The 23,248-nt window shown below is 51.6% G+C and carries 21 protein-coding genes; 17 read left to right on the top strand and 4 right to left on the bottom strand.

Translation table 11 applies throughout. The features are described 5' to 3' along the window. Positions 1-31 precede the first annotated feature (31 nt). Positions 32-1,105 carry a copper resistance D family protein gene (locus D3P09_RS00845; protein ID WP_120106308.1) on the bottom strand — a complete coding sequence of 358 codons (1,074 nt, stop codon included), beginning with the start codon at positions 1,103-1,105 and terminating at the stop codon, positions 32-34. 175 nt (positions 1,106-1,280) lie between these two features. On the opposite strand from D3P09_RS00845, the gene D3P09_RS00840 reads away from it, so the two are divergent. The 15 genes from D3P09_RS00840 to D3P09_RS00770 all read left to right on the top strand — a co-directional run bounded on the left by D3P09_RS00840 (position 1,281) and on the right by D3P09_RS00770 (position 19,100). After that, a complete protein-coding gene (locus D3P09_RS00840; RefSeq protein ID WP_243643865.1) occupies positions 1,281-2,201 on the top strand; it encodes a poly(ethylene terephthalate) hydrolase family protein in 921 nt (306 codons plus the stop codon). 322 nt (positions 2,202-2,523) lie between these two features. Beyond that, on the top strand, positions 2,524-3,105 hold the full coding sequence (locus D3P09_RS00835; protein WP_120106306.1) for a hemerythrin domain-containing protein: 582 nt from the start codon (positions 2,524-2,526) through the stop codon (positions 3,103-3,105). Between the two features lie 123 nt (positions 3,106-3,228). Further along, positions 3,229-5,835, top strand: a complete 2,607-nt coding sequence (gene adhE, locus D3P09_RS00830; RefSeq protein ID WP_120108433.1) for a bifunctional acetaldehyde-CoA/alcohol dehydrogenase — start codon at positions 3,229-3,231, stop codon at positions 5,833-5,835. Positions 5,836-5,909: 74 nt separating this feature from the next. After that, complete coding sequence (mobA, locus tag D3P09_RS00825) at positions 5,910-6,518, top strand: molybdenum cofactor guanylyltransferase (protein WP_243643864.1); 609 nt, start codon at positions 5,910-5,912, stop codon at positions 6,516-6,518. Positions 6,519-6,590: 72 nt separating this feature from the next. Beyond that, positions 6,591-8,861, top strand: coding sequence for a formate C-acetyltransferase (gene pflB, locus D3P09_RS00820; protein ID WP_120106303.1), 2,271 nt, complete (start codon positions 6,591-6,593; stop codon positions 8,859-8,861). Between the two features lie 35 nt (positions 8,862-8,896). Then, entirely contained in the window at positions 8,897-9,634 is a 738-nt protein-coding gene (gene pflA, locus D3P09_RS00815; RefSeq protein WP_120106300.1) for a pyruvate formate-lyase-activating protein, read from the top strand. 175 nt (positions 9,635-9,809) lie between these two features. After that, positions 9,810-10,520 (top strand): Crp/Fnr family transcriptional regulator, encoded by a 711-nt coding sequence (locus D3P09_RS00810; protein ID WP_120106297.1) that lies wholly within the window; start codon positions 9,810-9,812, stop codon positions 10,518-10,520. A 20-nt stretch (positions 10,521-10,540) separates the two neighbouring features. Continuing rightward, complete coding sequence (gene ndk, locus D3P09_RS00805) at positions 10,541-10,954, top strand: nucleoside-diphosphate kinase (protein ID WP_120106294.1); 414 nt, start codon at positions 10,541-10,543, stop codon at positions 10,952-10,954. Between the two features lie 47 nt (positions 10,955-11,001). Further along, entirely contained in the window at positions 11,002-11,193 is a 192-nt protein-coding gene (locus D3P09_RS00800; protein WP_120106291.1) for a hypothetical protein, read from the top strand. A 292-nt stretch (positions 11,194-11,485) separates the two neighbouring features. Then, positions 11,486-13,342, top strand: coding sequence for a serine hydrolase domain-containing protein (locus D3P09_RS00795; protein ID WP_243643863.1), 1,857 nt, complete (start codon positions 11,486-11,488; stop codon positions 13,340-13,342). Between the two features lie 55 nt (positions 13,343-13,397). Beyond that, positions 13,398-14,072 carry a response regulator transcription factor gene (locus D3P09_RS00790; protein WP_120106288.1) on the top strand — a complete coding sequence of 225 codons (675 nt, stop codon included), beginning with the start codon at positions 13,398-13,400 and terminating at the stop codon, positions 14,070-14,072. After that, positions 14,069-15,439, top strand: a complete 1,371-nt coding sequence (locus D3P09_RS00785; RefSeq protein WP_120106285.1) for a sensor histidine kinase — start codon at positions 14,069-14,071, stop codon at positions 15,437-15,439. The genes D3P09_RS00790 and D3P09_RS00785 overlap by 4 nt, the downstream gene beginning before the upstream one ends. A 157-nt stretch (positions 15,440-15,596) precedes the next feature. Next, positions 15,597-16,931 (top strand): spore germination protein, encoded by a 1,335-nt coding sequence (locus D3P09_RS00780; RefSeq protein WP_120106282.1) that lies wholly within the window; start codon positions 15,597-15,599, stop codon positions 16,929-16,931. Further along, the gene (locus tag D3P09_RS00775) at positions 16,918-18,015 is read left to right on the top strand and encodes a GerAB/ArcD/ProY family transporter (RefSeq protein ID WP_165867264.1); all 1,098 of its coding nucleotides are present in this window, start codon (positions 16,918-16,920) and stop codon (positions 18,013-18,015) included. Before D3P09_RS00780 ends, D3P09_RS00775 begins: the two co-directional genes overlap by 14 nt. Continuing rightward, positions 18,012-19,100, top strand: a complete 1,089-nt coding sequence (locus D3P09_RS00770; RefSeq protein ID WP_120106277.1) for a Ger(x)C family spore germination protein — start codon at positions 18,012-18,014, stop codon at positions 19,098-19,100. The genes D3P09_RS00775 and D3P09_RS00770 overlap by 4 nt, the downstream gene beginning before the upstream one ends. 90 nt (positions 19,101-19,190) lie before the next feature. On the opposite strand, the gene D3P09_RS00765 is transcribed toward D3P09_RS00770, so the two are convergent. After that, on the bottom strand, positions 19,191-19,430 hold the full coding sequence (locus tag D3P09_RS00765; protein WP_120106274.1) for an indolepyruvate ferredoxin oxidoreductase subunit alpha: 240 nt from the start codon (positions 19,428-19,430) through the stop codon (positions 19,191-19,193). A gap of 177 nt (positions 19,431-19,607) precedes the next feature. Here D3P09_RS00765 and D3P09_RS00760 point away from each other — a divergent pair, with 177 nt between their 5' ends. Together D3P09_RS00760 and D3P09_RS00755 are read left to right on the top strand one after the other, a co-directional pair. After that, positions 19,608-19,976 (top strand): HesB/IscA family protein, encoded by a 369-nt coding sequence (locus D3P09_RS00760; RefSeq protein WP_243643862.1) that lies wholly within the window; start codon positions 19,608-19,610, stop codon positions 19,974-19,976. 31 nt (positions 19,977-20,007) lie between these two features. Beyond that, positions 20,008-21,012 (top strand): NAD(P)/FAD-dependent oxidoreductase, encoded by a 1,005-nt coding sequence (locus D3P09_RS00755; protein WP_120106272.1) that lies wholly within the window; start codon positions 20,008-20,010, stop codon positions 21,010-21,012. A 46-nt stretch (positions 21,013-21,058) separates the two neighbouring features. On the opposite strand, the gene trhO is transcribed toward D3P09_RS00755, so the two are convergent. After that, the gene (gene trhO, locus D3P09_RS00750; protein ID WP_120106269.1) at positions 21,059-21,970 is read right to left on the bottom strand and encodes an oxygen-dependent tRNA uridine(34) hydroxylase TrhO; all 912 of its coding nucleotides are present in this window, start codon (positions 21,968-21,970) and stop codon (positions 21,059-21,061) included. A 169-nt stretch (positions 21,971-22,139) separates the two neighbouring features. Then, positions 22,140-22,784 (bottom strand): helix-turn-helix transcriptional regulator, encoded by a 645-nt coding sequence (locus tag D3P09_RS00745; RefSeq protein ID WP_120106266.1) that lies wholly within the window; start codon positions 22,782-22,784, stop codon positions 22,140-22,142. Between the last annotated feature and the right edge of the window lie 464 nt (positions 22,785-23,248).

Genomic DNA, 23,248 nt, shown 5'->3' with positions numbered 1-23,248 from the left:
TCATAGTGAGGCGCCAAGGCGGAGATTCCTCCTAGTATACGGCTAGAATCAACCCAATGAACGGACATAGAACAGCGATGAGAGCTAGCAAAATGAATGTTCCGCGCCGATTATTCTTATAGCTGGCGATTAACAAGCTTAAGGCGGCAATTCCGACGAGGATCAGTCCGATGGAAGGGAAGTTCCAATGCCATTGCATCGACAACAGCTCCACTTCGCCATGCAGCCAACTGAATAGCCGGGATGGCGCCGGGTCCTCAAATTCGCCTTCATGCGGCGGCTCCTGCATTCCCATGTATGCAGTAATAGCCAGAATGGCAAGCGCTATGAAGGTCTCCGCACGCAGCCACCAGATCAGCTTTCGCTCCTCCGTGCCTTGATTCGTGACCTTCGACAGGAAGCCGTTCATAAAAGCTAGCAGCAAAAGCGGCACAAAGACGAGATGCTTGAGCAGAAGCGCTTCGCCGTAGTTGATCCCCCACGAGCGGATGTAACCGTCGACCAGTATATACATCATGCCTAATCCGGCTAATAGAATGAGAACCATGCTGCAGATCGCCATAGGCGTGTACCAGCGGACGAAAGGCTTCCAGTTCAGCGTGCCTCTCGTATACCAGGCAACCAATATCAGAATGCCCAGCCAGACCGAGACAGCCCCGACATGGACCGATTGATAGAGGAAGCCCCAGCTTGAGAAGCCGGCAGGATGGCTCGCCCATCCGTGAGCGAGCACGGTTAGAAGCCATAATAAGGAAAGCAGCCATTTGAAACGCTGAATCTTCTTCTGAAATAGCTGTGAGATGACATACATCGCCGTACCGCATATTAATATCCAGATCCATGCGTTGCCGTACTTGTAATCTTTCAGCACAATAAGCAGCAGCTCGTAATAGGGCATGGTCTCGGCAAATTCCCGAAGGATAAAGCTGGTACGCAATATGGACATAAACGAGAAGACGGGTATAGCCAGCAAGCCATACTGGAACAAGTCGAATGGAACGTTTAATTGCGGCTTGGAGCGTTCCGGTATGAACAGGAGCAAGATGTAGCCGCCAGTAAGAGCGAAGGATAGATAAAGCAGCGTTTCAAAAAAGTAAATATACACGTAATCAGCTCCGACAAAAGAATAAAGGCCAGAATTAATCTTATCACACAGTTACATAAATCAATATATGTTCATATAAAAGTTCAAAATAGTTTTTCATTGTATGATAAACTGGTTGTATCCATATTTATCTATTCAAATAAACAAGAGAGACATAGGGACGAGGAGTTGAATCATGATGCTGCAACGAATGAAGAGAGGAATGCGCAGCAAATGGACACAGGGGATACTAGGTTTTCTTCTGTTTGTCGTGCTGGCCTTCACCATCTTGATGTATTTTCTTATCAACTCTGTTCCGGTCACTTATAAAGAAGGAACAATCGAGGCGAAGTATGCAGGAGCAGGAGAATATCAAGTGGAATCGATCGAGATTAAGGATGAGCAAGGAGAAAGCAGATATATGCTCTATTATCCGCAAGATTCGGGGCAGACACATCCGCTTATTGCATGGGGCAATGGGACAGACGCCTTGCCTGAGCGGTATGACGGGTTGTTCCGCCATTTGGCCTCATGGGGATTTGTAGTCATCGACACGTTCAGCACTACTACGGGAACCGGTGAAGAAATTGCCGGTGCAATTGATTATATGTTAATCGAGAATAGCGATCCAGCAAGCCCGTTCTATAGGAGAATCGCCACGGAACAAATTGCTGCCGCTGGTCATTCTCAAGGCTCCACAGGTGTCATCAACGCCCATACGAATCACAGCAGCGGTGAGGCCATTAAGACCGTCGTCTCCATTGCTTTGCCGGATTTAAAGTGGTGCGATCCAGAGGATATCTATGATACATCGGCGCTGAAGGTTCCTTTTTTCGTCATGGGGGGAACCCGTGATTTTATCGTATCGCCAACCTCTTCCAATAAGCTGGCGCTGGAGAACGCTAACCCGGACATTCCAGTAATGATGGCAATGGCGAAAGGGGCCGCGCATACCGCCATTGAGGACGACGGAGGCAAGCACAGAGGATATTTAACTGCATGGATGCGGTATCAGCTTATGGATGACCGCGAAGCGATGACAGCCTTTGCCGGCGATGAAGCTGAGATCTTACGGAATACAGATTGGAAGAGTGCCTTATCTAAGGGAATCGAATAGGAAGAATCTTCAGCTAACTATTTGCGCCGGATGGGGAATGGAAGGAGCTTCAGGTTCAACTGGTGGTCAGTGAGGACGATGCCTTATTCGTCAAGCCCGCCCTGCCATTCCATCACAAGCATCTGCGTTTCCGGTTACCTCGCACGCTTGACGGGCGACAGTAAGTGAATAGGAGTTTGTCCAATAAGAAAGCTGTCGCAATGGCGAGAAGCTTTCTTTTTTTTTGTCACTCAAGATGGTGATTTATCTCACAGCGAAGCCGCTGTGAAGCCTTTATACTACAAGGGACAATGAGCTGACTGAACTAAATATGGAGGTGGATATGATGTTCCATACCCCGTCTAAAGCAGTGAAATTGGACCCCAACGATTCTGCGAGGCCAAGCGCATTCATGCAGCTGGCTATTCGACTTCAGGCGGAGCATGAGCAATTGAAAGCAAGCTGTGCCTCACTGGGCGAGCTTAGCGCGAGAGTGGCATCCAGCCACGGCGATTACGGAACGGTGAAGCTGCTGAAAGAGCTTCGTGCGCAAGCGGAAGAGCTGCTGCAACAATTGGAGCGCCATGCGAAGTGGGAGGATGAAGAGCTGTTCCCTGTATTCTCGCGCTATTATGACAAGAAAGATGAGCCGACGATACTGCCGTCCCTATGGGTGCTGGAGAAGGACCATGAGCTGGCGCTGCAATTTTTTGATTCCTTCCTGCAATCCAGCCGTACGCTGATCGGTATGCTGATGCTGGATAAGGGCCGTCCTGACTTGACGCTAATGAAGCTGCTGAAGGATGGCTGCGATCAGTTGACGCAAGGCTGCTTGATCTTGACTGGGCACTTTGAGATGGAGGAAGAGCTGATCTTCCCGCTGGCAGAGGAAATTTTGACCGACCTGGATTATTTATTCTCATAAAAAATATTTAAATTACCAAATTATTGTGATTTATGTCACCGTCTTCTAAGCTTCATTCCGTTAAGATAAGGTCATCAAGGAGATAGAGAATCCCAAATGACGATCTCCAAGGAGGAGGAACCTATGGCGGTAAAAGCAAGCCAAGTAGATGTTCAAAGTGCAGTTCTTGAGGAAGTTGCCCAGTTGGTCGAACGGGCAAAAGCCGCGCAAGAAGCCTTTTTGTCCATGACACAGGAGCAGATTGACCGAGTTGTCCAGGCGATGGCGCTGGCGGGACTGGATCAGCACATGCAGCTGGCGAAAATGGCGGTGGAAGAAACGGGACGCGGCGTCTATGAAGACAAAATGACCAAAAACATCTTTGCGACAGAATACATCTACCACAACATCAAGTCCAACAAGACTGTGGGCGTCATTGAAGAGAACGCTTATGAGAACTATCGGATGGTCGCTGAGCCTGTAGGCATAATCGCCGGTGTGACGCCGGTGACGAATCCGACCTCCACAACGATGTTCAAGGCGCTTATCGCGACGAAGACACGCAATCCGATTATCTTTGCTTTCCATCCATCCGCGCAGAATTGCAGCGCGGCGGCAGCCCAGACGCTCCTGAAAGCAGCGGTGGCAAGCGGTGCTCCGGCTCATTGTATCCAGTGGATAGCGACGCCTTCCGTGGAAGCGACTCAGCAGCTTATGAATCATCCGGATGTGGCACTTGTGCTCGCTACAGGCGGGTCGGCTATGGTGAAGGCTGCATACAGCACAGGCAAGCCGGCGCTAGGCGTCGGGCCGGGCAATGTGCCTTGCTTCATCGAGCAATCGGCTGATCTGCGTCAAGCCGTTACCGACCTTATCTTGTCCAAAACCTTCGATAACGGAATGATCTGCGCTTCAGAGCAAGCCGTCATTATTGAAGAGCCGATATATGACCAAGTGCGCAAGCTCATGAAGGAGAACGGCTGTTACTTCCTGAACAAGAGCGAGACAGAAGCGGTATCGAAGCTGGTGATCAATAGCGAGAAATGTGCGGTCAACGGAGTTATCGTCGGGCAGCCGGCGGCCAAGATTGCGGAGATGGCCGGCATCGATGTGCCGCAAGAGACGAAGATTCTGGTTGCTGAACTTGGCGGCGTAGGCCCTGCGTTCCCGCTGTCCGCCGAGAAGCTGAGCCCTGTGCTGGCGTGCTACAAAGTGAAGACAGCGACGCAAGGCATTGAGCGGGCAGCGGAAGTTGTCGCCTTCGGCGGCCTCGGCCATTCCTCGGTTATCCATTCGCAGAATGACGAAGTGATTCAAGCCTTTGCGGATCGGCTGAAGACGGGCCGGGTGATCGTCAACTCGCCTTCGACGCATGGCGCAATCGGCGATCTGTACAATACGAACCTGCCGTCGCTGACGCTGGGCTGCGGCTCGTACGGCCACAACTCGACGACTTCGAACGTTACGGCTGTGAATTTGCTCAACATCAAGCGAGTAGCATATCGGACAGTCAATATGCAATGGTTCAAGATTCCGCCGAAAATCTACTTCGAGAAGGGCGCGACGCAATACCTGGAGAAGATGCCTGGCATCTCGCGTGTGCTCGTTGTTACCGATGAGATGATGGTGAAGCTGGGGTATGTGGAGAAGCTGGAGTACTACCTCAGGAAGCGGACCTCCCCGGTATCGATTGAAGTGTTCGCCAATGTCGAGCCTGACCCGTCGGTGGAGACGGTGGAGCGCGGAACGCGGCTGATGGAGGGCTTTAGGCCAGACTGCATCATTGCGCTGGGCGGCGGTTCGCCGATGGATGCGGCGAAGGCGATGTGGCTCTTCTATGAATACCCGGAGACCGACTTCCATTCGCTGAAGCAGAAGTTCCTCGATATCCGCAAGCGTGTCTATAAGTATCCAAGGCTGGGCGAGAAAGCGAAGTTTGTAGCTATCCCGACGACATCGGGCACCGGCTCGGAGGTTACGTCGTTTGCGGTTATTACCGACAAGCAGGAAGGCCATACCAAGTACCCGCTGGCTGATTATGAGCTGACGCCGGATGTCGCCATTATCGATCCTGAATTTGTCTACAGCTTGCCGAAGACCGCAGTGGCTGATACCGGCATGGATGTGCTGACTCATGCGATTGAATCGTATGTGTCGGTCATGGCGAGCGATTATACGGACGGACTGGCGCTTCATGCGATCAAGCTGGTGTTCCAGAACCTGGAGAAGTCGTATCATACCGCCGATCCGCTGGCCCGAGAGAAGATGCATAATGCTTCGACAATTGCCGGCATGGCCTTTGCGAATGCATTCCTGGGCATCAACCACAGCTTGGCGCATAAATGGGGCGGCGAATATCATACGGCTCATGGACGGACGAATGCGATTCTGATGCCGCATGTCATTCGCTACAATGCGCAGAAGCCGACCAAGTTCGCTTCGTTCCCCAAATACAGCCACTTCGTCGCCGATGAGCGGTATGCGGATATCGCCCGCATGCTGGGCCTGCCTGCCCGCACGACGGCAGAAGGCGTGAACAGCTTGATCGAAGCGATACGCAAGCTGAACCAGTCGCTGGGCATCCCGGAGAAATTTCAGGAGCTTGGCGTTGATCCGGCCGACTTCGAGGCGAAGGTCGATTATTTGGCAGACCGGGCATTCGAGGACCAGTGCACAACTGCGAACCCGAGAATGCCGCTGGTGAAGGAGCTTGCGGACGTCTACCGCAATGCATTCTACGGCAACTTTTAAGAGAACAGGGAAGCTGCCGATTCGCAAGGGTCGGCAGCTCCTTTTTCATCCATTATTAGATGGGAGGAGCAATTATGATGATGTCAGGCGTAATTTTGGCGGGCGGCAATCACCCCCGCATGAACGGTCGCAACCGGGCTTTCCTGGAGGTGGACGGGGAAATTATGCTTTATCGGCAAATCCGCGAGATGCAGGCCTGCTGCAGCGAGATTACGATCGTGACGAACGATCCGCAGCCGTTTCTTCGCGTTGTTGACCGGGATATCCGCATCATAACCGATTACTTTATCGGTCATGGGCTGCTCAGCGGCATGCATGCCGGACTTGCGCTTGCAAGACACCGCCATGTGTGGCTGCTGGGCTGCCATATGCCTTTTCCATCTGCTGATGCCGCGAGGCTTCTGCTTTCGCATCTGCAAGAGGGTGCGGACGCCATTATCCCGTGGGTCAAGGGCAAAGCCTACCCGCTGCATGGCGTCTACGACCGTTCCAGTGCGGAGCCGATCGAGAAGCTGCTGAAGGGCGGCTATTCCAGCAAGTCCGCTTTGCTTAATCAGATCAAATGGCAAAAAGGAAGTGAGTGGCTCTTCCAGGAGAACGGCATCCCGAGTAGATTCGTTCAATCGATTCAGACGGAGGAAGATTACGAACGCCTAGTGCGCAGCGCGATGAAATCGTGTTAGCGGGCTGTGAGCAATGTCATAGAGAAGCGTGCGGCAGAGGCGTATTCTTACCTTATAACGGAGGTGTTTCATATGGCAATGACAGAGAAGCAAATCACGGACCGGTCCGGCACACCTGAAGCCTGGCGCGGATTCGTGGCAGGAAGCTGGCGGAAGGGAGTGGACGTTCCGTCCTTCATCGAACGCAACCTTACGCCTTATGATGGCGATGAGAGCTTCCTAGCAGGTCCGACGGAGAACACAGAAGCGTTATGGCAGCAAGTAAGCAAGCTGCTTAAGGAAGAACGCGAGCGGGGCGGCGTGCATGACATTGACGTAAATACGGTGTCGTCTATAACGTCGCATGCGCCGGGATATATTGATCAGTCCAAAGAGAAGATTGTCGGCTTGCAGACGGACGCCCCGCTGAAGCGTGCGGTCCAGCCGTTCGGCGGCATCCGGATGGCAGCGGACGCTTGCGATGCTTACGGCTATAAGCTGGCTCCCGAGCTTGAGGAGCTGTTCACGACGATTCGCAAAACACATAACCAAGGCGTATTCGATGCCTATACGACAGAGATGCGTGCGGCAAGAAGAGCAGGCATCATAACTGGCTTGCCGGACGCATATGGACGCGGGCGGATTATCGGGGACTATCGCCGCGTTGCGCTGTACGGCGTAGATAAGCTGATTGCCGCGAAGAAGGAGGAGCTGCTTCAGCTGGAAGTGGATTCAATGACGGAAGAGGTCATCCTGCTTCGTGAAGAGCTGTCCGAGCAAATCCGCAGCTTGGCAGAGCTGAAGAAGATGGCTGCGACATATGGCTATGATCTGTCAGCGCCTGCCGGGAATGCGAAGGAAGCGGTGCAGTGGCTGTACTTCGCTTACCTGGCCGCGATCAAGGAGCAGAATGGCGCGGCAATGAGCCTTGGCCGGGTGTCCAGCTTCCTTGATATCTATATCGATCGCGACTTGAGAGAAGGTACATTGACAGAAAGCGAAGCCCAAGAGCTGGTCGATCACTTTGTGATGAAGCTGCGGATCGTCAAGTTCCTGCGCACGCCGGATTACAATGAGTTATTCAGCGGCGACCCGACATGGGTGACGGAAGCGCTCGGCGGCATGGGATTGAACGGCAAGACGCGAGTGACGAAAAACTCGTTCCGTTTCCTTCATACCCTTTATAATCTGGGTCCTGCGCCTGAGCCGAACCTGACGGTGCTCTGGTCGACTCAGCTGCCGAAGGCATTCAAGCGTTATTGCGCCCGCGTATCGGCAGAGACCAGCTCCATCCAATACGAGAACGATGATCTGATGCGGCCGCACTTCGGCGACGATTATGGCATCGCGTGCTGTGTATCAGCCATGCGGATCGGGAAGCAAATGCAGTTCTTCGGCGCCCGCGCCAACCTGGCAAAAGCGTTATTGTATGCGATCAACGGCGGCGTGGACGAGAAGCTTGGCCAGCAGATCGGACCGGCGATTGCGCCGATTACTGCGGATGTGCTTGATTATGAGGAAGTGAAAGCGAAGTTCGATATTGTGCAGGATTGGCTAGCGAGGCTGTACATGAATACGCTGAACGTCATACACTATATGCATGACAAGTACTGCTATGAACGGATCGAGATGGCGCTTCATGACCGGGATATCGTGCGGACAATGGCTTGCGGCATCGCCGGCCTGTCCGTTGTGGCCGACAGTCTGAGCGCAATCAAATATGCGAAGGTGCGTCCGATCCGCAACGAGCAGGGCGTCGCGGTAGACTTCGAGATTGAAGGCGACTACCCGCAATACGGCAACAACGACGACCGGGTGGATGATATCGCCGTCGGGCTTGCGGAGAACTTCATGAACCGACTGCGCAAGCATAAGACGTATCGCGGCGCAATCCCTACCATGTCGGTGCTTACAATTACATCGAACGTGGTATATGGGAAGAAAACCGGCAGCACGCCTGACGGTCGCAAGGCTGGAGAGCCGTTCGCGCCTGGAGCGAACCCGATGCATGGCCGGGACCGCAAGGGAGCGCTCGCTTCCCTCGCATCGGTCGCAAAGATTCCGTATACGCATAGCCTTGACGGCATATCGAATACATTCTCGATTATACCGAAGGCGCTGGGCAAAGCGGATGAGGAGCGCGTCACCAATCTTGCCGCGCTGCTGGACGGCTATGCCTTAAGCGGCGGCCACCATCTGAACGTGAACGTCTTCAACCGCGAGCAATTGCTGGACGCCATGGAGCATCCGGAACAATACCCGCAGCTGACGATCCGCGTATCGGGCTATGCCGTCAACTTCATCAGACTGACCAGGGAGCAGCAGTTGGACGTCATCAGCCGTACCTTCCACGGCGAGGTCTAAGAGGTGAACGTCACCAAGAGAGGAGCGTGACCCGCATGAAAGGCCGAATTCATTCCATCGAGACCTTCGGAACCGTGGACGGACCAGGCATACGCTTTGTCTTGTTCATGCAGGGATGCGCGTTGCAATGCCGGTTCTGCCATAATCCAGACACCTGGGACACTTCCGGCGGACGGCAAGTAACCGTTGATGATATCCTGCAGGAGATTGAACCTTATTTGCCCTATTACCGGGCGTCAGGCGGGGGAATAACGGTGACTGGAGGGGAGCCTACGCTTCAGGCTCCCTTCGTCGCCGAACTGTTCAAGGCATGCAAGGAAAGGTATGGACTGCATACCGCGCTTGACAGCTCAGGCTTTTGCGAGACGAGTCATGCGGCAGAGCTGATGCGGTACACAGATCTCGTATTGCTTGATCTGAAGCAAATGAACAGAGAAAAGCACCAATGGCTGACAACTCAGCCCAATGAACGGATTATCGCATTTGCGCAGTGGCTTTCGGTCCGCCGGCAGCCGATGTGGATCAGGCATGTGCTGATCCCCGGCGTGACGGATCATGGGGCCGATCTTCAGGCGCTAGGCGAATTTGTCGGCAGGCTGGCATCGGTCGAGAAGCTGGAGCTGCTTCCTTATCACCGGATGGGCGTATACAAGTGGCAGCAGCTGGGCCGCGAATATACGCTGAATGATGTGCAAGCCCCGACGGAGCGGGAAGTTGCGCGCGCCAAAGGGATTATTGAGGATGCCAGGGAGCGCGGTTCCTTGCTGGCATAAGGCAAGCGGGCCGATTACGGATTCCTGTAGGTCTATTTCCTGATCATGCCAGCAGGGACCCTTCCAACATATAGGGGATATTTCCCTCAAAAGATCAGTGAACCCCCCGATGTTCCCCTGACCCGTCTGGCGGTATGATAGGAGTATAAGAACCGCTCGGAAGGAGAGGAACAAAATGGGTATGAAGGTGAGGCAACCGGAAGGACTGGCGCCCCTGCTGTCGGAAGAGAACTTCGAGAAGCTGCAAGGCATTATGTACATCAGGCATTTCGAGAAGGGCAGCTGCTTATTCTGGGAGGGCGACGCGGCCAATCATCTCTATTACATTATGGAGGGACGTGTCCGGACGACGAAGTCGGCTGACAATGGCCGGACGTTAACCTTGTATCTCCATCAACAGGGCGATTTGATCGGTCAGATGGACCCGTTCCAAGACTCGGTGCACAACTTCAGCGCCGAGGTTACAGAAGATGTCAAGGTAGGCGTCATTCAGCGGAAAGACCTTGAGGTGCTGCTGTGGCAGAACAGCGATTTGGCGATTGAGTTTATGAAATGGATGGGTCTCATGCACAGGCTGACCCAGACGAAATTCCGCGATTTGATTATGTTCGGCAAAACCGGAGCTTTATGCTCGTTGCTTATAAGGCTTAGCAATTCGTATGGCACAGAAACGGAAGACGGCATCTTCATCGATCTGAAAATCAACAATACAGAGCTGGCCGATATGATCGGCGCAACGCGTGAAAGTGTCAACCGGATGCTCAGCGAGCTGAAGAAAGATGGTATAATTAGTAATCAACATGGCCATATGGTCATCAAAGATATCGCCTATTTGCGGGAAGTCTGCCATTGCGAGAACTGTCCGAAGCAAGTTTGCCGCATGTAAGCACCAAGGAGGATACGACGATGAGCGAAAAAGCATTTGTGATGATCAAACCAGACGGCGTAGAACGGGGACTAATCGGTGAAATCGTCAATCGATTTGAGAAAAAAGGACTGAAGCTCGTAAGAGCCGAGCTGAAGTCAGTCGATAGAGCAGTAGCGGAGGCGCATTACGGGCATCTGAGGCACAAGCCGTTTTTTGAAGAATTGGTGGAATATATCACTTCCGGGCCCGTATTCGCCATGATTATCGAAGGAGCAGGCGCCGTTCAAAACTCTCGTTCCCTGATCGGTCCGACGAACCCGGCGGAAGCCCCTCCAGGCACGATCCGCGGCGACTTCGGTCTCGATGTTGCAGCCAACGTCATTCACGGCTCCGACTCCGTGGACAATGCCAAAGTGGAAATCGAGAGATTTTTCAGCAAGCTGGATTATTAAATACGAGACATGAACAAAAGCTTCATACTAGCGGGAGGTCATGCGATATGGCAACGAACATCAAAGTTAACGTTGTGACAGAAAATATGATCAAATACTGCTACACTTGCCCTGAGGCCCATAAGTGCGACACGGAAGAGAAATGCATCGCATGCTGGGAAGCGAAAGGCATCATCAAGCAAGAGGATTTGGAAGAAACGGTTACGACAGCGAAGCTGCTGAGGCAATATGCGGAATAGCTGCTCTCATCGAATATATGGCTGCTAATCACAAGGACACCTTCCTTCAGTCTGCTGACTGCCAGGGAAGGTGTCTTTTTTCGTCTGTTCACTCTCCATTCATATTACTGTGATAAGCTCGCTTCAGAGAGTCGGAGCTCCGAACCGCACTTCAATGAATGCTGGAGGGTTTATGATGACTGCATCCAAGAATAAGTGGTCTTTAAAAGGTTTGATCGTAGGGTTACTGATCGTATGGACTGTTGCAAGTATAGTAGGTATGCCTGCCCTTGCGTCTGCAGAGGCATCCGCAGTGATAAAGAAGCCGGCCGAAGGAGGTCAAGGCGGAGCGCCCGATCTGAATGATGCCGCCCGGCTGGAAGCGTTCGTCGATGGAATTATGGAAATTCAGTTGAAGAATATGAGCATTCCCGGTGCGGTAATCTCCATCGTAAAGGACGGAAAGAGCTTGCTTGCGAAAGGGTATGGCTACTCCAATATAAAAGAGGGCAAGCCGGTTGATCCCGAGAAAAGTTTATTTCGGATTGCGTCTACAACGAAGCTGTTCACATGGACGGCTGTCATGCAGTTGGTCGAACAGGGAAAGATTGATCTGGATAAGGATATCAACACCTACTTGAAGGAGGTGCGCATTCCGGCAACTTATGAAGAGCCGATTACGATGCGCCATCTGATGACCCATACTGCAGGCTTTGAGGATGGAGGCGTAGGCTATCAGATTACGACTGATCCGGCGAAGCTGCCGGTATCCATTGCGGAGACGCTCACGAGGCATATGCCTGCGCGTGTCATGCCGCCCGGCGAGATGATTGCGTATTCCAATTACGGGACGGCGCTGGCCGGATTAATTGTTGAAGATGTCTCCGGAATCGCTTATAACGATTATATCCAGCGCAATATTTTCGATAGATTAGGCATGAAGTATGCAACGGTTCATGAGCCTGTGCCGGCAGAGCTGGCGCCTTATGCGGCTGTCGGATATGCGCGCGAGAATGGCCGGTTCGCTGCCAAGCCGCTTACGTTCGAAGGGGGCTTCCGGCCTGCGGGATCGGGCTCAGTATCGGCGCTGGATATGTCCCGCTTCATGATTGCCCATCTCCAGAACGGGCAGTATGGGGAGGCACGGCTGCTTAAACCGGAGACGGCGAAAGTGATGCATGCGCCTGCCTTTCAGTTCGACGAACGTCTGCCAGGTATGGCACTTGGCTTCTATGAGCTGAGGCTGAACGGTCAACGCATCATCTCGCACGGAGGCGCCGATCCGTTGTTCAATACGGAGCTGTATCTTGTGCCGGATCAAGGACTTGGCATTTTTGTATCATATAGCGGCGGTGAAGGAGGGACGGCTGCCAGCGAGATGTCGCAGGCCTTCTTTAATCGTTATTTTCCAGTCGGGGAGAACAGCTTCCCTTCTGTCGCGGCTGAGCTTGAACAAGACCTGCAGAAGTATGCGGGCTCGTATCAGTTTTTGCGCCGGAATCACACGGATATTGATAAGTTCTACAGCTTTTTGGCACAGATCAGCATCAGCGTGGCCGATAATAGGCTCACAATCGGCAGCGGAGCGGAGCAGCAGATTTTTGCTCCGATTGGCCCGAATCTATTCCAGGCTGTCGGAGGGACGAATCAAATCGGCTTCAGAACGGATGATTCAGGACAGGTTACACATCTGCTTATGGATTTCCTGTCATCCGAACCGCTTGAACGGACGCCTCTTATCAACCGTACGAGTCTCTGGCTGCCTTTGCTAGCATTATCGGCAGCCGTGTTCGTCACGACCGTGCTCGGGTTCATCCCCCGAATACGCGCCATTCGGGCGATGCCCAAGCCTCAGAGATGGGCATCGCGTCTATCGGCCGCTACCGCCGCTTGGGCGCTGATGACTTGCGCGGCAACCTTTGTTATCGTATTGAATATGGATTTGGTCGATCGGCTTAGCCGGATCACAACATCCTTGCAGCTCTACTTGTTCATGCCGCTTCTGCTCGTCGTGTTGTCGATAGCTATGGTACTCGCTGCGGCATGGGCGTGGAGAAAAAAATATTGGACGGTGATGAAGCGGGTACACTATTCGCTCACAGCACTGGCTGCTATTGTAATGAGCTTGTTCTTCTATCACTGGAACCTGCTCGGCTGGCAGTTTGGTTAACAGATAGGCTTCTTCCGCTAATAGGAAATCAGAAACAATTGGAGGCAAATAGGGGATGACCAAAATCCTGGTTGCAGATGACGATAAGCATATTCGCGAGCTGCTCGCTTTGTTTTTGAACGCGGAAGGCTTTGAGATTGTGGAGGCCAGGGATGGCGCAGAGGCGCTCCGGATTGTAGAGAATAGCCATGTCGATATGGTTATTCTGGATATTATGATGCCGCATGTGAACGGGTGGGACTTATGCAAAGCCATTCGTGAGTATCATGCGGATATCCCGCTCTTGATGGTTACGGCCAAGGGCGAGACGGTACAGAAGGTGAAGGGCTTCCAGCTTGGGACGGATGATTATGTGACCAAGCCGTTTGATCCGCTGGAGCTGGTCATGCGGGTGAAAGCCCTCCTGAAACGGTATAGGATCGCATCCTCGCAGATCGTACAGCTTGGCGAGCTGACGCTGAATCGCGGCAGCTATCAAGTGACGCGGGGAGAGGAGAGAATCAGCCTCCCGCTGAAGGAATTTGAACTGCTGTTCAAGCTGGCGAATCATCCGGGACAGATCTTCACCCGCGAGCAGCTGATTGCTCAAATCTGGGGCAAAGATTATGAAGGCGACGATCGGACTGTCGATGTTCATATCAAGAGACTCAGAGAGAAGTTTGCCGGGGACGTGCCTTCCTTCCAGATCGAGACAGCGCGCAGCCTGGGCTACCGGCTGGTTCTAGCATGATCAAAACGCTGTATGTTCGCATTATCGCCGTATTTCTTGCCATTATTTTATTCAGCTTGCTCTCTGCTTTCCTGATAGGCTATTACTTCTTCAAGCAAGAAATTCACTCCACCGGGCAAGATGATATGATGGCTGTAGGCGAGAATATGATGCTTCTCTATGAGCAAACGAAGCCGAATGATCCCGATGCCTTCCTTCAACGTATGGTGAACGTCTCGGCGCATCCGATCCAGCTTCACAGCAGAACGGGCTCAGTGAAGTACTACAGCATTCCCGATACGGAGCATGTCAAGGTTGCGCCGGAAGTGATAAACCAGGTGCTGCAAGGGAAGGAGTATCGCTCTCCCGGCCGCGGAGAGCCGACTTTCATCGGTCTTCCATTCTTGATCGATGGCAAGCCGTATGCGATGTTCATGCAGTTCTCCTCGCAGAATGAGAATATTATGAATCGGATGATGCTGCTCATCTTGATAGTCGGACTATTCATAGGAAGCATCTGTATCGTGCTGGCTGCCAGGTATTTGGTGAAACAGCTGCAAGCCCTCACTCATGCGACCAAGCGGCTCGCCAAGGGTGACTTTGATGTCACCGTCAAAGCGACAAGCGGGGATGAAATGGGAGCATTGTCGCATCATTTCAATGTCATGGCGAAGGAACTGAAGCAATTGGAGCAGATGAGACAAGACTTTGTCTCGAATGTATCCCACGAGATCCAGACGCCGCTGACCTCTATTAGCGGTTTTGCAACTGCTCTAAAGCAAGGCAACCTGGTTGCCGAGGGCAATAGAAACCATTACCTTGATATCATTATTGCAGAGAGCGGCAGGCTGTCCAAGCTGAGCGACAATTTGCTGAAGCTCGCATCGCTGGACTCGGAGCATCACCCGTTTGAAGCGACTCGTTATCATCTGGATGAGCAAATACGAGAGGTTGTCGTAACCTGCGAGCCGCAATGGTCAGCGAAGAAGATCATCATTGATCTGGATTGGGAAGGTTCGATCCCCATCACGGCAGACCGGGATCAGCTTAATCAGGTATGGATGAACTTGCTTGGCAACAGCATCAAATTCACGCCTGAAGGCGGACATATTGTGATCAGCCTGAGCGTTTCGAACAACGAGATTTGGTTTGCGATTGCCGATTCGGGGATCGGCATTGCGCCGGAGCAGCTAGATAAGGTATTCGAGCGGTTCTACAAATCCGATCAATCGCGCAACCGCAGCATTAGCGGAAGCGGACTTGGACTGGCTATCGCCAAGAAGATTGTCGTGCTCCATCATGGCCGAATCGCAGCAGCGAGCGAAGAGGGCAAGGGAACTACTGTCTCGGTTCAATTGCCTGCAGAACAAGAGGGCTGTAAGAGTTAAGGAAAGATCAATACAAGCATTAGTTTGTAATTTCCATGAATAAATTCAGAAGCAAAAGCCAGCCCGCCATGGGCTGGCTTTTTCATTAAATTAAGCATGTGCATAATATCCAAAATACGGGAAAATATAATACGAAAAATGATGAGGTGAATCTGCCTTGAAATTATTCGAAAGGGTCATCCTGCGCCTAGGCCAAGATTCAGACTTCATACGGTTTCCTACAACGATGGCTGGCGAATCGGTTATACTACTCGGTTATCAGACTTTTTTTGACTTTGCTGAGACGCTGCGTCATCTACAGGCCCAATCAGCCCGAATTGCGGATACGGAATGGGAGGTAACGCCCCGTCTTATTCAAGGACTGGGGGAATTCCTGGATAATCCCGATGCGGATATGCTTGTATCATTAGTGTTGCGCGGACAATTGCTGATCTGGTTCGAGGCCAGAGACCGGATCATTAGCTTTACTCCGACTGCACGCATACTGTCACGTAGTATCGAGGCGCCAATAACTGAAAGTGTTGTGCGAGGGTCGATCAGTGCATTTGTTGAGGATATAGACACGAATATCGGATTGATTCGCAAGACTGCGGCTGCTGAGGACTTAAGGACACACACCTATTGGACTGGCGCGGACAAGCAGAAGCAGATCGTATTAATCTACCGGGAGAGATGTGCGAATCCCAGATTGCTGGAGGGAATCATTCAGAAGCTGGAAGAGAATCTCGGCATGAATGTCCAGAATCTGCAAAATCTGAGCAGCATGCTTGGCTTCAACCCCTGGACCGGCATTACCAAATTCAACTCGACTGAGCTTCCGCAAGAAGTTGAACGTGCTCTGCAGAAAGGCAAGGTCGTGCTGCTGCTTGACCGCTTCCCGTTCGCGCTAATCGTGCCAAGTTTGCTCACAGATATGTTCGCTGTGGAGAATGACCGCAACTATCCGCTGGTGTACACGTATTTGACCCGTTTTCTCCGAGTTATTGGGGTCCTCACTAATGTCATCATACCGGGATTATATGTTTCGCTTGTATCCGTGAACCCCGATATGCTGCGGATCGAGATCGCTTTGACGATTGCCAGGAGCCGGATGGATGTGCCATATCCCTCACTGGTAGAGACATTGTTATTGCTTATTATTCTGGAGCTAATTATCGAGGCCAGCATCCGGCTGCCGAAGAGCATCGGACCTACGCTCACGATGGTTGGCGGAATTATCTTAGGTCAGGCTGTCGTCAGCGCCAAGCTGGTCAGCAATATTCTCATTATTGTGCTGGCGGCGACGACGATATCAAGCTCCACAGTTGTTGGATACCATAACTCGCTGACGATTCGTGTCTTCAAATATTTAATTTTGTTTCTCTCTGCCATATTCGGACTTTACGGACTGGTAGCAGGGCTTGTTCTCATCTGCGCATATATGGCGAGCGTTACATCGTTCGGCATTCCTTATGTGCATCTGATGAGGCCGAATGGTGATGCGAATGGATAAGACAGGACAAGTCGTTGCGGTTTATTTGATAAGCCATATCGGGATTATCTTTATCTTCTATCCGGGCCAAATTCTCGAAAGCGCCGAAAGCAGCCATTGGCTGCCCATTACAATCGGTTTTTGCTTCTATCTCGTCATGATCGGCATCTATCTGAAGGGAATCCGCTGCTTCGGCGGACGGAGCAGCATTATCACAATCCTGCAAGAAAGGGGGAAAATCGTCGCACTGGCTATGCTGCTGCCGGTTGCCGTCTACTTCACCGTGGTAGCGATTGTCACGCTTCGCGCCTACGCTGAAGTCATTATGTCGCTATTTCTTACCAGCACGCCGATTTGGGCGATTATGGCGCTCCTGCTAGGTACAGCGGTATACATCGCTTATTTGGGACTGGAAGCCATATTTCGCACTGCTCTGCTAGTCGTATTGCTAGGCGTACCTATTATCTTGTTCGTTCTGTTCAGCTCGTTCCAGAATGCAGATTGGTATTATGTCTTTCCGCTGCTGGACAAGGGAACTATGTCGTTTTCATTTTTAGGCCATACCGCATTCTACAAAAGCATGCTGGTCTTTAGCGGCGGATTTCTGTTCCTTGGCTTTATTCAGCCTGCCCTCACGTATAAGCCGTCGAAGGTGATTGTTGCATGCGTCTGTATGCTGCCGATTCTGCTCCTGTCGGTCTATATCCCGGTTCTGACCTATGGCCGATCTACCGCGGTTTTGTTCAATTTGCCTTTTCTGGAGGCGGCAGAGACGGTGGAGATCACATGGCTGATGTTCGACCGCGTATCCATGTTTTTTATGATCTGTTTGATCTCCTTCATTATGCTGCTGCTCGCGCTTATCATATGGATGATTGTACAGGTGCTTCGAATGGCGGCCCGCACACCGGACTGGGTACCCTTGCTCATTCTAGCAGCAATTATCTATCTGGTCTGCCTCTTCATTCCGGACTGGCTTGTGCTGGACCGGCTGCTCTGGTGGAATGTGATTCCTCGAATCTATTCGATTATTGTTCTGCCTGTTGCATTGCTGGTGATGGGGTACCGTTATATGAAGAAGAGGAAGGTGGAGGCAGAGCAATGAGGAAGCGCCTGCTAGCACGAGTATCGTTGCTGTTGCTAATTGTTGCCGCGATGGGGATATTATCAGGCTGTTGGGACAATAAAGATATCAATCATCGCTCGCTTCCCGTCGTGATGGGAATCTCCAAGTCGGAGGACTTGTACAAAATTCTGCTCCAAATACCGGAGCCTAGCCAAACCAACAATTCGGGGACGGAATTTCGCTTTGTAGGGGCGACAGGAAGCACGATTAATGAGATCGTAGATCGCATCGGTGCCAATATGGAGACACAGATGGATTTGCTGCATCTGAAAGTGATACTGATTGAGAAAGCGTATGCTGAAGAAGGAATTAATGATGCCGTATCCGCCTTTATGCGAACGAATGTCATCTCCCCGCGTACAATGGCTGTCATCTGCGATGAGCCAATCGAGCATTTTTTCTCGAAGATTAAGCGTTACAGCCGGAACAACGGCACGATCCTGGAGGACTTTTTCCAATTCGACGCCGGGTGGAGTCCGCAGGTAGCGCAGTCGCGCATATGGGAGTTGTTCCGAAGCGTGCACTCGTTCACGCATGACGAAGCGATTCCGATTATCAAGTCCGGAAGCGGGACTGTGATCGAGACGATGGGCAGCGCCATTATCCGTAACGGGAAGATGGTGGGAAGGCTGAGCGCCAATGAGACGCTGTTAGCCAACATCTTCAACGGCTTGAATGTAAAGGGCAAGATAGAGGTCATGAACAGTGCAACCGTCCAGATCGTGGGTAATCGGATTCACAATAAGAGCTCCATGGAGAATGGAATTCCAGTCCTGAAGAGCACGGTACATCTGAAGGTGAAGCTCCTTGAGATGAAGGGCAATCCGACCAAGGAGCAGATCAAGGAGCAACTGCAAGCGATATTAGAGCAGCGGCTTCAAAACGTGTTGAACAAAATGAAAGCCGATCAAGCCGACATTTTGGGTCTTGGCCAGTTATACCGCAATAAGCTGAAGCGGGACCAGCTGGAGGCATGGCGATCCCAATATTTGCCGCATCTGAAGTCCGATATTAGATTCAAGGTTTCGATTGAAAGCGAAGGCGAGCTGAAAATGGGCGCTTAATGCTCATGATAGGATATAAAGCAGGACTGGATGAGGACCCGTTGGTCTTCCGATCCAGTCCTGTTTGTGCTGGCAATATGACTTCATGTATTACGCATCCTGGAAAAACCGTACAGCCTTCTCTATGTAATGCGCCTCACTTGGCGGAACGTCGTATTCCTCGAATACGGCTCCTACAGGGCAAGCCGCTTCACATGCTCCGCAGGAAATACATAGGTCGGGATCAATGTAATATTGATCGTCGCCCTCGACAATGCAGTCTACCGGGCATACGTCCACACATTCTGCCGCTTTTTCCGGAATGCAGGGAGATGTAATGACAAATGCCATATTGAATTCCTCCTTCTTCGTTGTGGGAAGTAACACTTTAATCTTAGACACGCACAGCCACTTAGTCAACATTGTTGTTTAAAAAGTTTACTTATTGACTCCGCGCAAATTTATGATTATGATCTACGTATATAGTTTTTATACACATATATATATAAAGTGTGGAGTCCATATGAAATGAGGGTGAAAGCAATGATCGAAATTAGTGAATATGCGTCCCGGCAGATTAAAGAGATGCTGAGCGGATTGGATCAAGAGCGCATGTATCTCCGTGTTGGTGTCGTCGATGGCGGGTGCAGCGGCTTATCGTATGACCTGCGCTTCGACGATCAGCGGTCGGAGGAAGATATAAATGTGTCGATGAATGGCTATGAGGTGCTTGTCGATTCGCGCAGCGTTCCATTCTTAGAGGGACTTAAAATCGATTACCAGATGCAAGGCATGACCGGCGGGTTCACAATGGACAATCCCAATGTGAAAGCAAGCTGCGGCTGCGGGGCAAGCTTCCGTACCGCAACATACAGAGGCACGGCCAAGAAGTGCTAACAACCAAGCAGCAGAGAGGAATGCAGCAGTAATGAATACAGAACAGAATGAACTAGATATCGTAGATATGCTCATTATCGGAGGAGGACCAGCAGGCATGTTTGCGGCCTTCTACGCCGGAATGAGGCAGTCCAGCATGAAAATCATCGACAGCATGCCGCAATTGGGCGGGCAATTGGCCGTTCTTTATCCGGAGAAGAATATATACGACGTTGCAGGCTTTCCTGCGGTTACAGCAGGAGAGCTGGTGTCGCGCCTGGAGCAGCAGATCAGCATGTTCCCGGTACAGGTACATCTGGAGGAGAAGGTGCTGCAGGTGGTGAAGGAAGACGAGCGGCAATTCAAAGTCGTGACAGACAAAGGCGTCCATTACGGGCGCACCGTCATCATTGCAGGAGGCGTAGGCGCTTTCGAGCCGAGACAGCTGGAGCTGCCTGAGGCGAGAGAATATGCAGGCAAGGGCCTGCATTACTTCATTAAGGATCTGCAGGCATTCTCTGGGCAGGATGTTGTCATCTGCGGCGGCGGCGACTCCGCAGTCGACTGGTCGCTTATGCTGGAGCCGATCGCGAAGAGCGTAACGCTGGTTCATCGCAGGGACAAGTTCAGGGCGCATGAGCATAGCGTAGAGCAGCTCATGAAGTCTAGCGTGAAAGTGTTGACCTCGATGGATGTGAAGAGCTTAGCCGGCGAAGGGCTTCTGGAAGGGATCACGCTAGCGAGCGGCAAGACCGGAGAGGAATTGGTTCTTCCATGCGATTCGCTCATTGTGAACTACGGGTTTGTCTCTTCGCTTGGACCGATTGCAGAGTGGGGAATTGACGTGCAGCAGGGCTCCATATGTGTAGATTCCAGAATGGAGACTAGCATTCCAGGCATATTCGCTGCAGGGGATATCACCACATATCCCGGCAAGCTGAAGCTGATCGCGGTCGGCTTCGGCGAAGCGCCGACAGCCGTCAACAATGCCAAGGTGTATATCGATCCGCAGGCGCGCTTGTCGCCCGGACATAGCAGCCATATGAAATTCAAATAGAAGACAAAACGGCGAGCTTCCCGGTTGGGGAGCTCGCCGCTTGTTGTTACTGGGCTTGTTGTTGCTTGTTCAGATTATCGTTGGTCTTGCAATCATCGGAGCAATAGCCCTCATGCTTCTCCAGACATTCCTCGCACACCAGATGCTGACGGTGGCACAGATCGTCCGCGCAGTTAATGTAGTGATCTGTCGGGCTGTCGCAATGATGGCATTTGCCGACCGTTATATCCTCGTCCGTCTGGTTGATGCGAACCGAGATGCGCTCGTCGAATACATACATTTTGCCGTCGAAGAGACGTCCCTGTACGACTGGGTCTTTGCCGTACGTTGCGATGCCGCCATCAAGCTGGGCAACATCGCTGAAGCCTTCGTTCAAGAGCACCCCGGTCAGCTTCTCGCAGCGGATGCCGCCCGTGCAGTAGGTCAAGATGGTTTTGTCCTTTGCGTCTTGCAGATTATTCCGAATCCATTCCGGGAACTCGCGGAACGATTCTACGGTTGGACGGATCGCGCCGCGGAAGTGGCCGAGATCGTATTCGTAGTCGTTTCTTCCGTCGATAATGATAACATCGTCGCGCTGCAGCTGCTCATGGAATTCCTCTGGCGACAGGCGCTTGCCGCTTATGACATTGGGGTCAAGCGGAGTAGGATAACGCAGCGTAACCAATTCTTTCTTCGGACGGACGAACAGCTTCTTGAAGGCGTGCGTGTCGGTCTCGTCGATCTTGAATACCATATCCGCGAAGAGGGGGTTGCTGCGCATATGGGCGATATACGCATCCGTCTGCTCGATCGTGCCGGATAATGTGCCATTGATGCCTTCTTCAGCGATCAGGATCCGGCCTTTCACGCCAAGCTCCTTGCAATAAGCAAGATGCTCCGCTGCGAAAGCTTCGTAATCCGCAATCGTTACATATTTGTAGTACAGCAAAATTCGGTAAGGCTGATTTGTTTCCATGTTCAGTACACTCCTCATTAGTTGACGCTCGCCTCATCCGGCTGATGAACGGCTGCGTTTCGTTCTTGGTTACTTGCTGTCAGCAGTGAAGCTGCATCTTCTATAAAATCAACATAGTGAATACCAATGTATATAAAGTAGAAATGCAGAAGCCGCTATTACGCAGTTGTTATTGATCTGTTGCAGGCTTCTTCCGAATGCGGTAGACGCATTTTTTGCCCTGCTTGGCCAAACATTCCGTTCGTCTTACCTCAGCGCCGAGCAGCGACTCGAACAGCCGAAGCTCGCAAGTGCATGCGTGATTGTAATTGTTGGCTACTTGATAGATAGGACAATTGTATTCTGTCAGCTCGTAGACATCATCCGAGGTTTTCTCCCAAGTTGCCATATAGCCGTTGTTGCTTTGTATCTCGGCTAATGCAGCGACTTTGCTTTCAAGGTCTTTGCCGTCCAGATTGGGCAGATAGCGCTTCTGCAAGGAAACTTGCCTCAGATCGAACAGGTGATTGACCATATCTTCGCCTGCTTCTTCCTTCAGCTCAGACAATAGGTCAAGCGCGACTGCATGGTACCGCTTAGGGAAAAAATCCTCCGCCTTCTCGGTCAGCCGATAGACCGAGACCGGCCGCCCCATGGGCTGGCGGACTGTCGTATATTCAATCAGCTCTTCCTTCTCCAGTACGGCGAGATGTCGGCGGACGGCCATTCCGGTAATGCCGAGCTGCTCTGTAATTGCCTTGGCGCTTAATTCGCTTTGGGTTTTGAGCATCTTCATAATCAATTCTCGTGTAGACAACTCGAGTTCCTCTTTCATCCGCGTTTCACCTCCCCTATAAGAATAGGCTCCAACCTAAAAAAGAAGTAGGGAGAATGAATGAGAGTCCTCAGACCTTATCCACGTGAACCTACATCATCTCTATATTATATATAAAAGATGAAGCTATGTATACTAATTAGCGGCACAAAGCCCTTCCATCTCTTGTTGTAAGATATGACAATAGTCAAATGGAGCAATCGGGCGAATCGGCGGAGATGGCATCGCTGCAAGTATTTACATCTATAGAATAGAATTGTATGTTGATATTGAAGTGGACAAGAAGCTGAAACAGCTAATAACGCTGAGCAAAAAAGGGGATGATCAGGGAGAACCCTGTATTCGTCAATGATGCGATCTTGCGCTTTTTGGCAAACTGCAATACTTAATGGTATTAACTAATGGGGATTAGCTGCAATGCCCTTTCATTCCCTCTGATACTTCGTAACCCAAGAGATTCCTTC

The organism is Paenibacillus pinisoli, assembly GCF_003605435.1.
In the GTDB taxonomy this organism is placed as follows: Bacteria; Bacillota; Bacilli; order Paenibacillales; family Paenibacillaceae; genus Pristimantibacillus; species Pristimantibacillus pinisoli.
The sequence above is the reverse complement of the archived record's forward strand: the minus strand, read 5'-3'. Positions and strand labels throughout refer to the sequence as shown.

Coding starts and splice junctions, on each gene's coding strand:
- D3P09_RS00840 (WP_243643865.1), top strand. CDS start 1,281: ATGATGCTGCAACGAATGAAGAGAGGAATGCGCAGCAAATGGACACAG.
- D3P09_RS00835 (WP_120106306.1), top strand. CDS start 2,524: ATGATGTTCCATACCCCGTCTAAAGCAGTGAAATTGGACCCCAACGAT.
- adhE (WP_120108433.1), top strand. CDS start 3,229: ATGGCGGTAAAAGCAAGCCAAGTAGATGTTCAAAGTGCAGTTCTTGAG.
- mobA (WP_243643864.1), top strand. CDS start 5,910: ATGATGATGTCAGGCGTAATTTTGGCGGGCGGCAATCACCCCCGCATG.
- pflB (WP_120106303.1), top strand. CDS start 6,591: ATGGCAATGACAGAGAAGCAAATCACGGACCGGTCCGGCACACCTGAA.
- pflA (WP_120106300.1), top strand. CDS start 8,897: ATGAAAGGCCGAATTCATTCCATCGAGACCTTCGGAACCGTGGACGGA.
- D3P09_RS00810 (WP_120106297.1), top strand. CDS start 9,810: ATGGGTATGAAGGTGAGGCAACCGGAAGGACTGGCGCCCCTGCTGTCG.
- ndk (WP_120106294.1), top strand. CDS start 10,541: ATGAGCGAAAAAGCATTTGTGATGATCAAACCAGACGGCGTAGAACGG.
- D3P09_RS00800 (WP_120106291.1), top strand. CDS start 11,002: ATGGCAACGAACATCAAAGTTAACGTTGTGACAGAAAATATGATCAAA.
- D3P09_RS00790 (WP_120106288.1), top strand. CDS start 13,398: ATGACCAAAATCCTGGTTGCAGATGACGATAAGCATATTCGCGAGCTG.
- D3P09_RS00785 (WP_120106285.1), top strand. CDS start 14,069: ATGATCAAAACGCTGTATGTTCGCATTATCGCCGTATTTCTTGCCATT.
- D3P09_RS00775 (WP_165867264.1), top strand. CDS start 16,918: ATGCGAATGGATAAGACAGGACAAGTCGTTGCGGTTTATTTGATAAGC.
- D3P09_RS00770 (WP_120106277.1), top strand. CDS start 18,012: ATGAGGAAGCGCCTGCTAGCACGAGTATCGTTGCTGTTGCTAATTGTT.
- D3P09_RS00765 (WP_120106274.1), bottom strand. CDS start 19,430: ATGGCATTTGTCATTACATCTCCCTGCATTCCGGAAAAAGCGGCAGAA.
- D3P09_RS00760 (WP_243643862.1), top strand. CDS start 19,608: ATGAGGGTGAAAGCAATGATCGAAATTAGTGAATATGCGTCCCGGCAG.
- D3P09_RS00755 (WP_120106272.1), top strand. CDS start 20,008: ATGAATACAGAACAGAATGAACTAGATATCGTAGATATGCTCATTATC.
- trhO (WP_120106269.1), bottom strand. CDS start 21,970: ATGGAAACAAATCAGCCTTACCGAATTTTGCTGTACTACAAATATGTA.
- D3P09_RS00745 (WP_120106266.1), bottom strand. CDS start 22,784: ATGAAAGAGGAACTCGAGTTGTCTACACGAGAATTGATTATGAAGATG.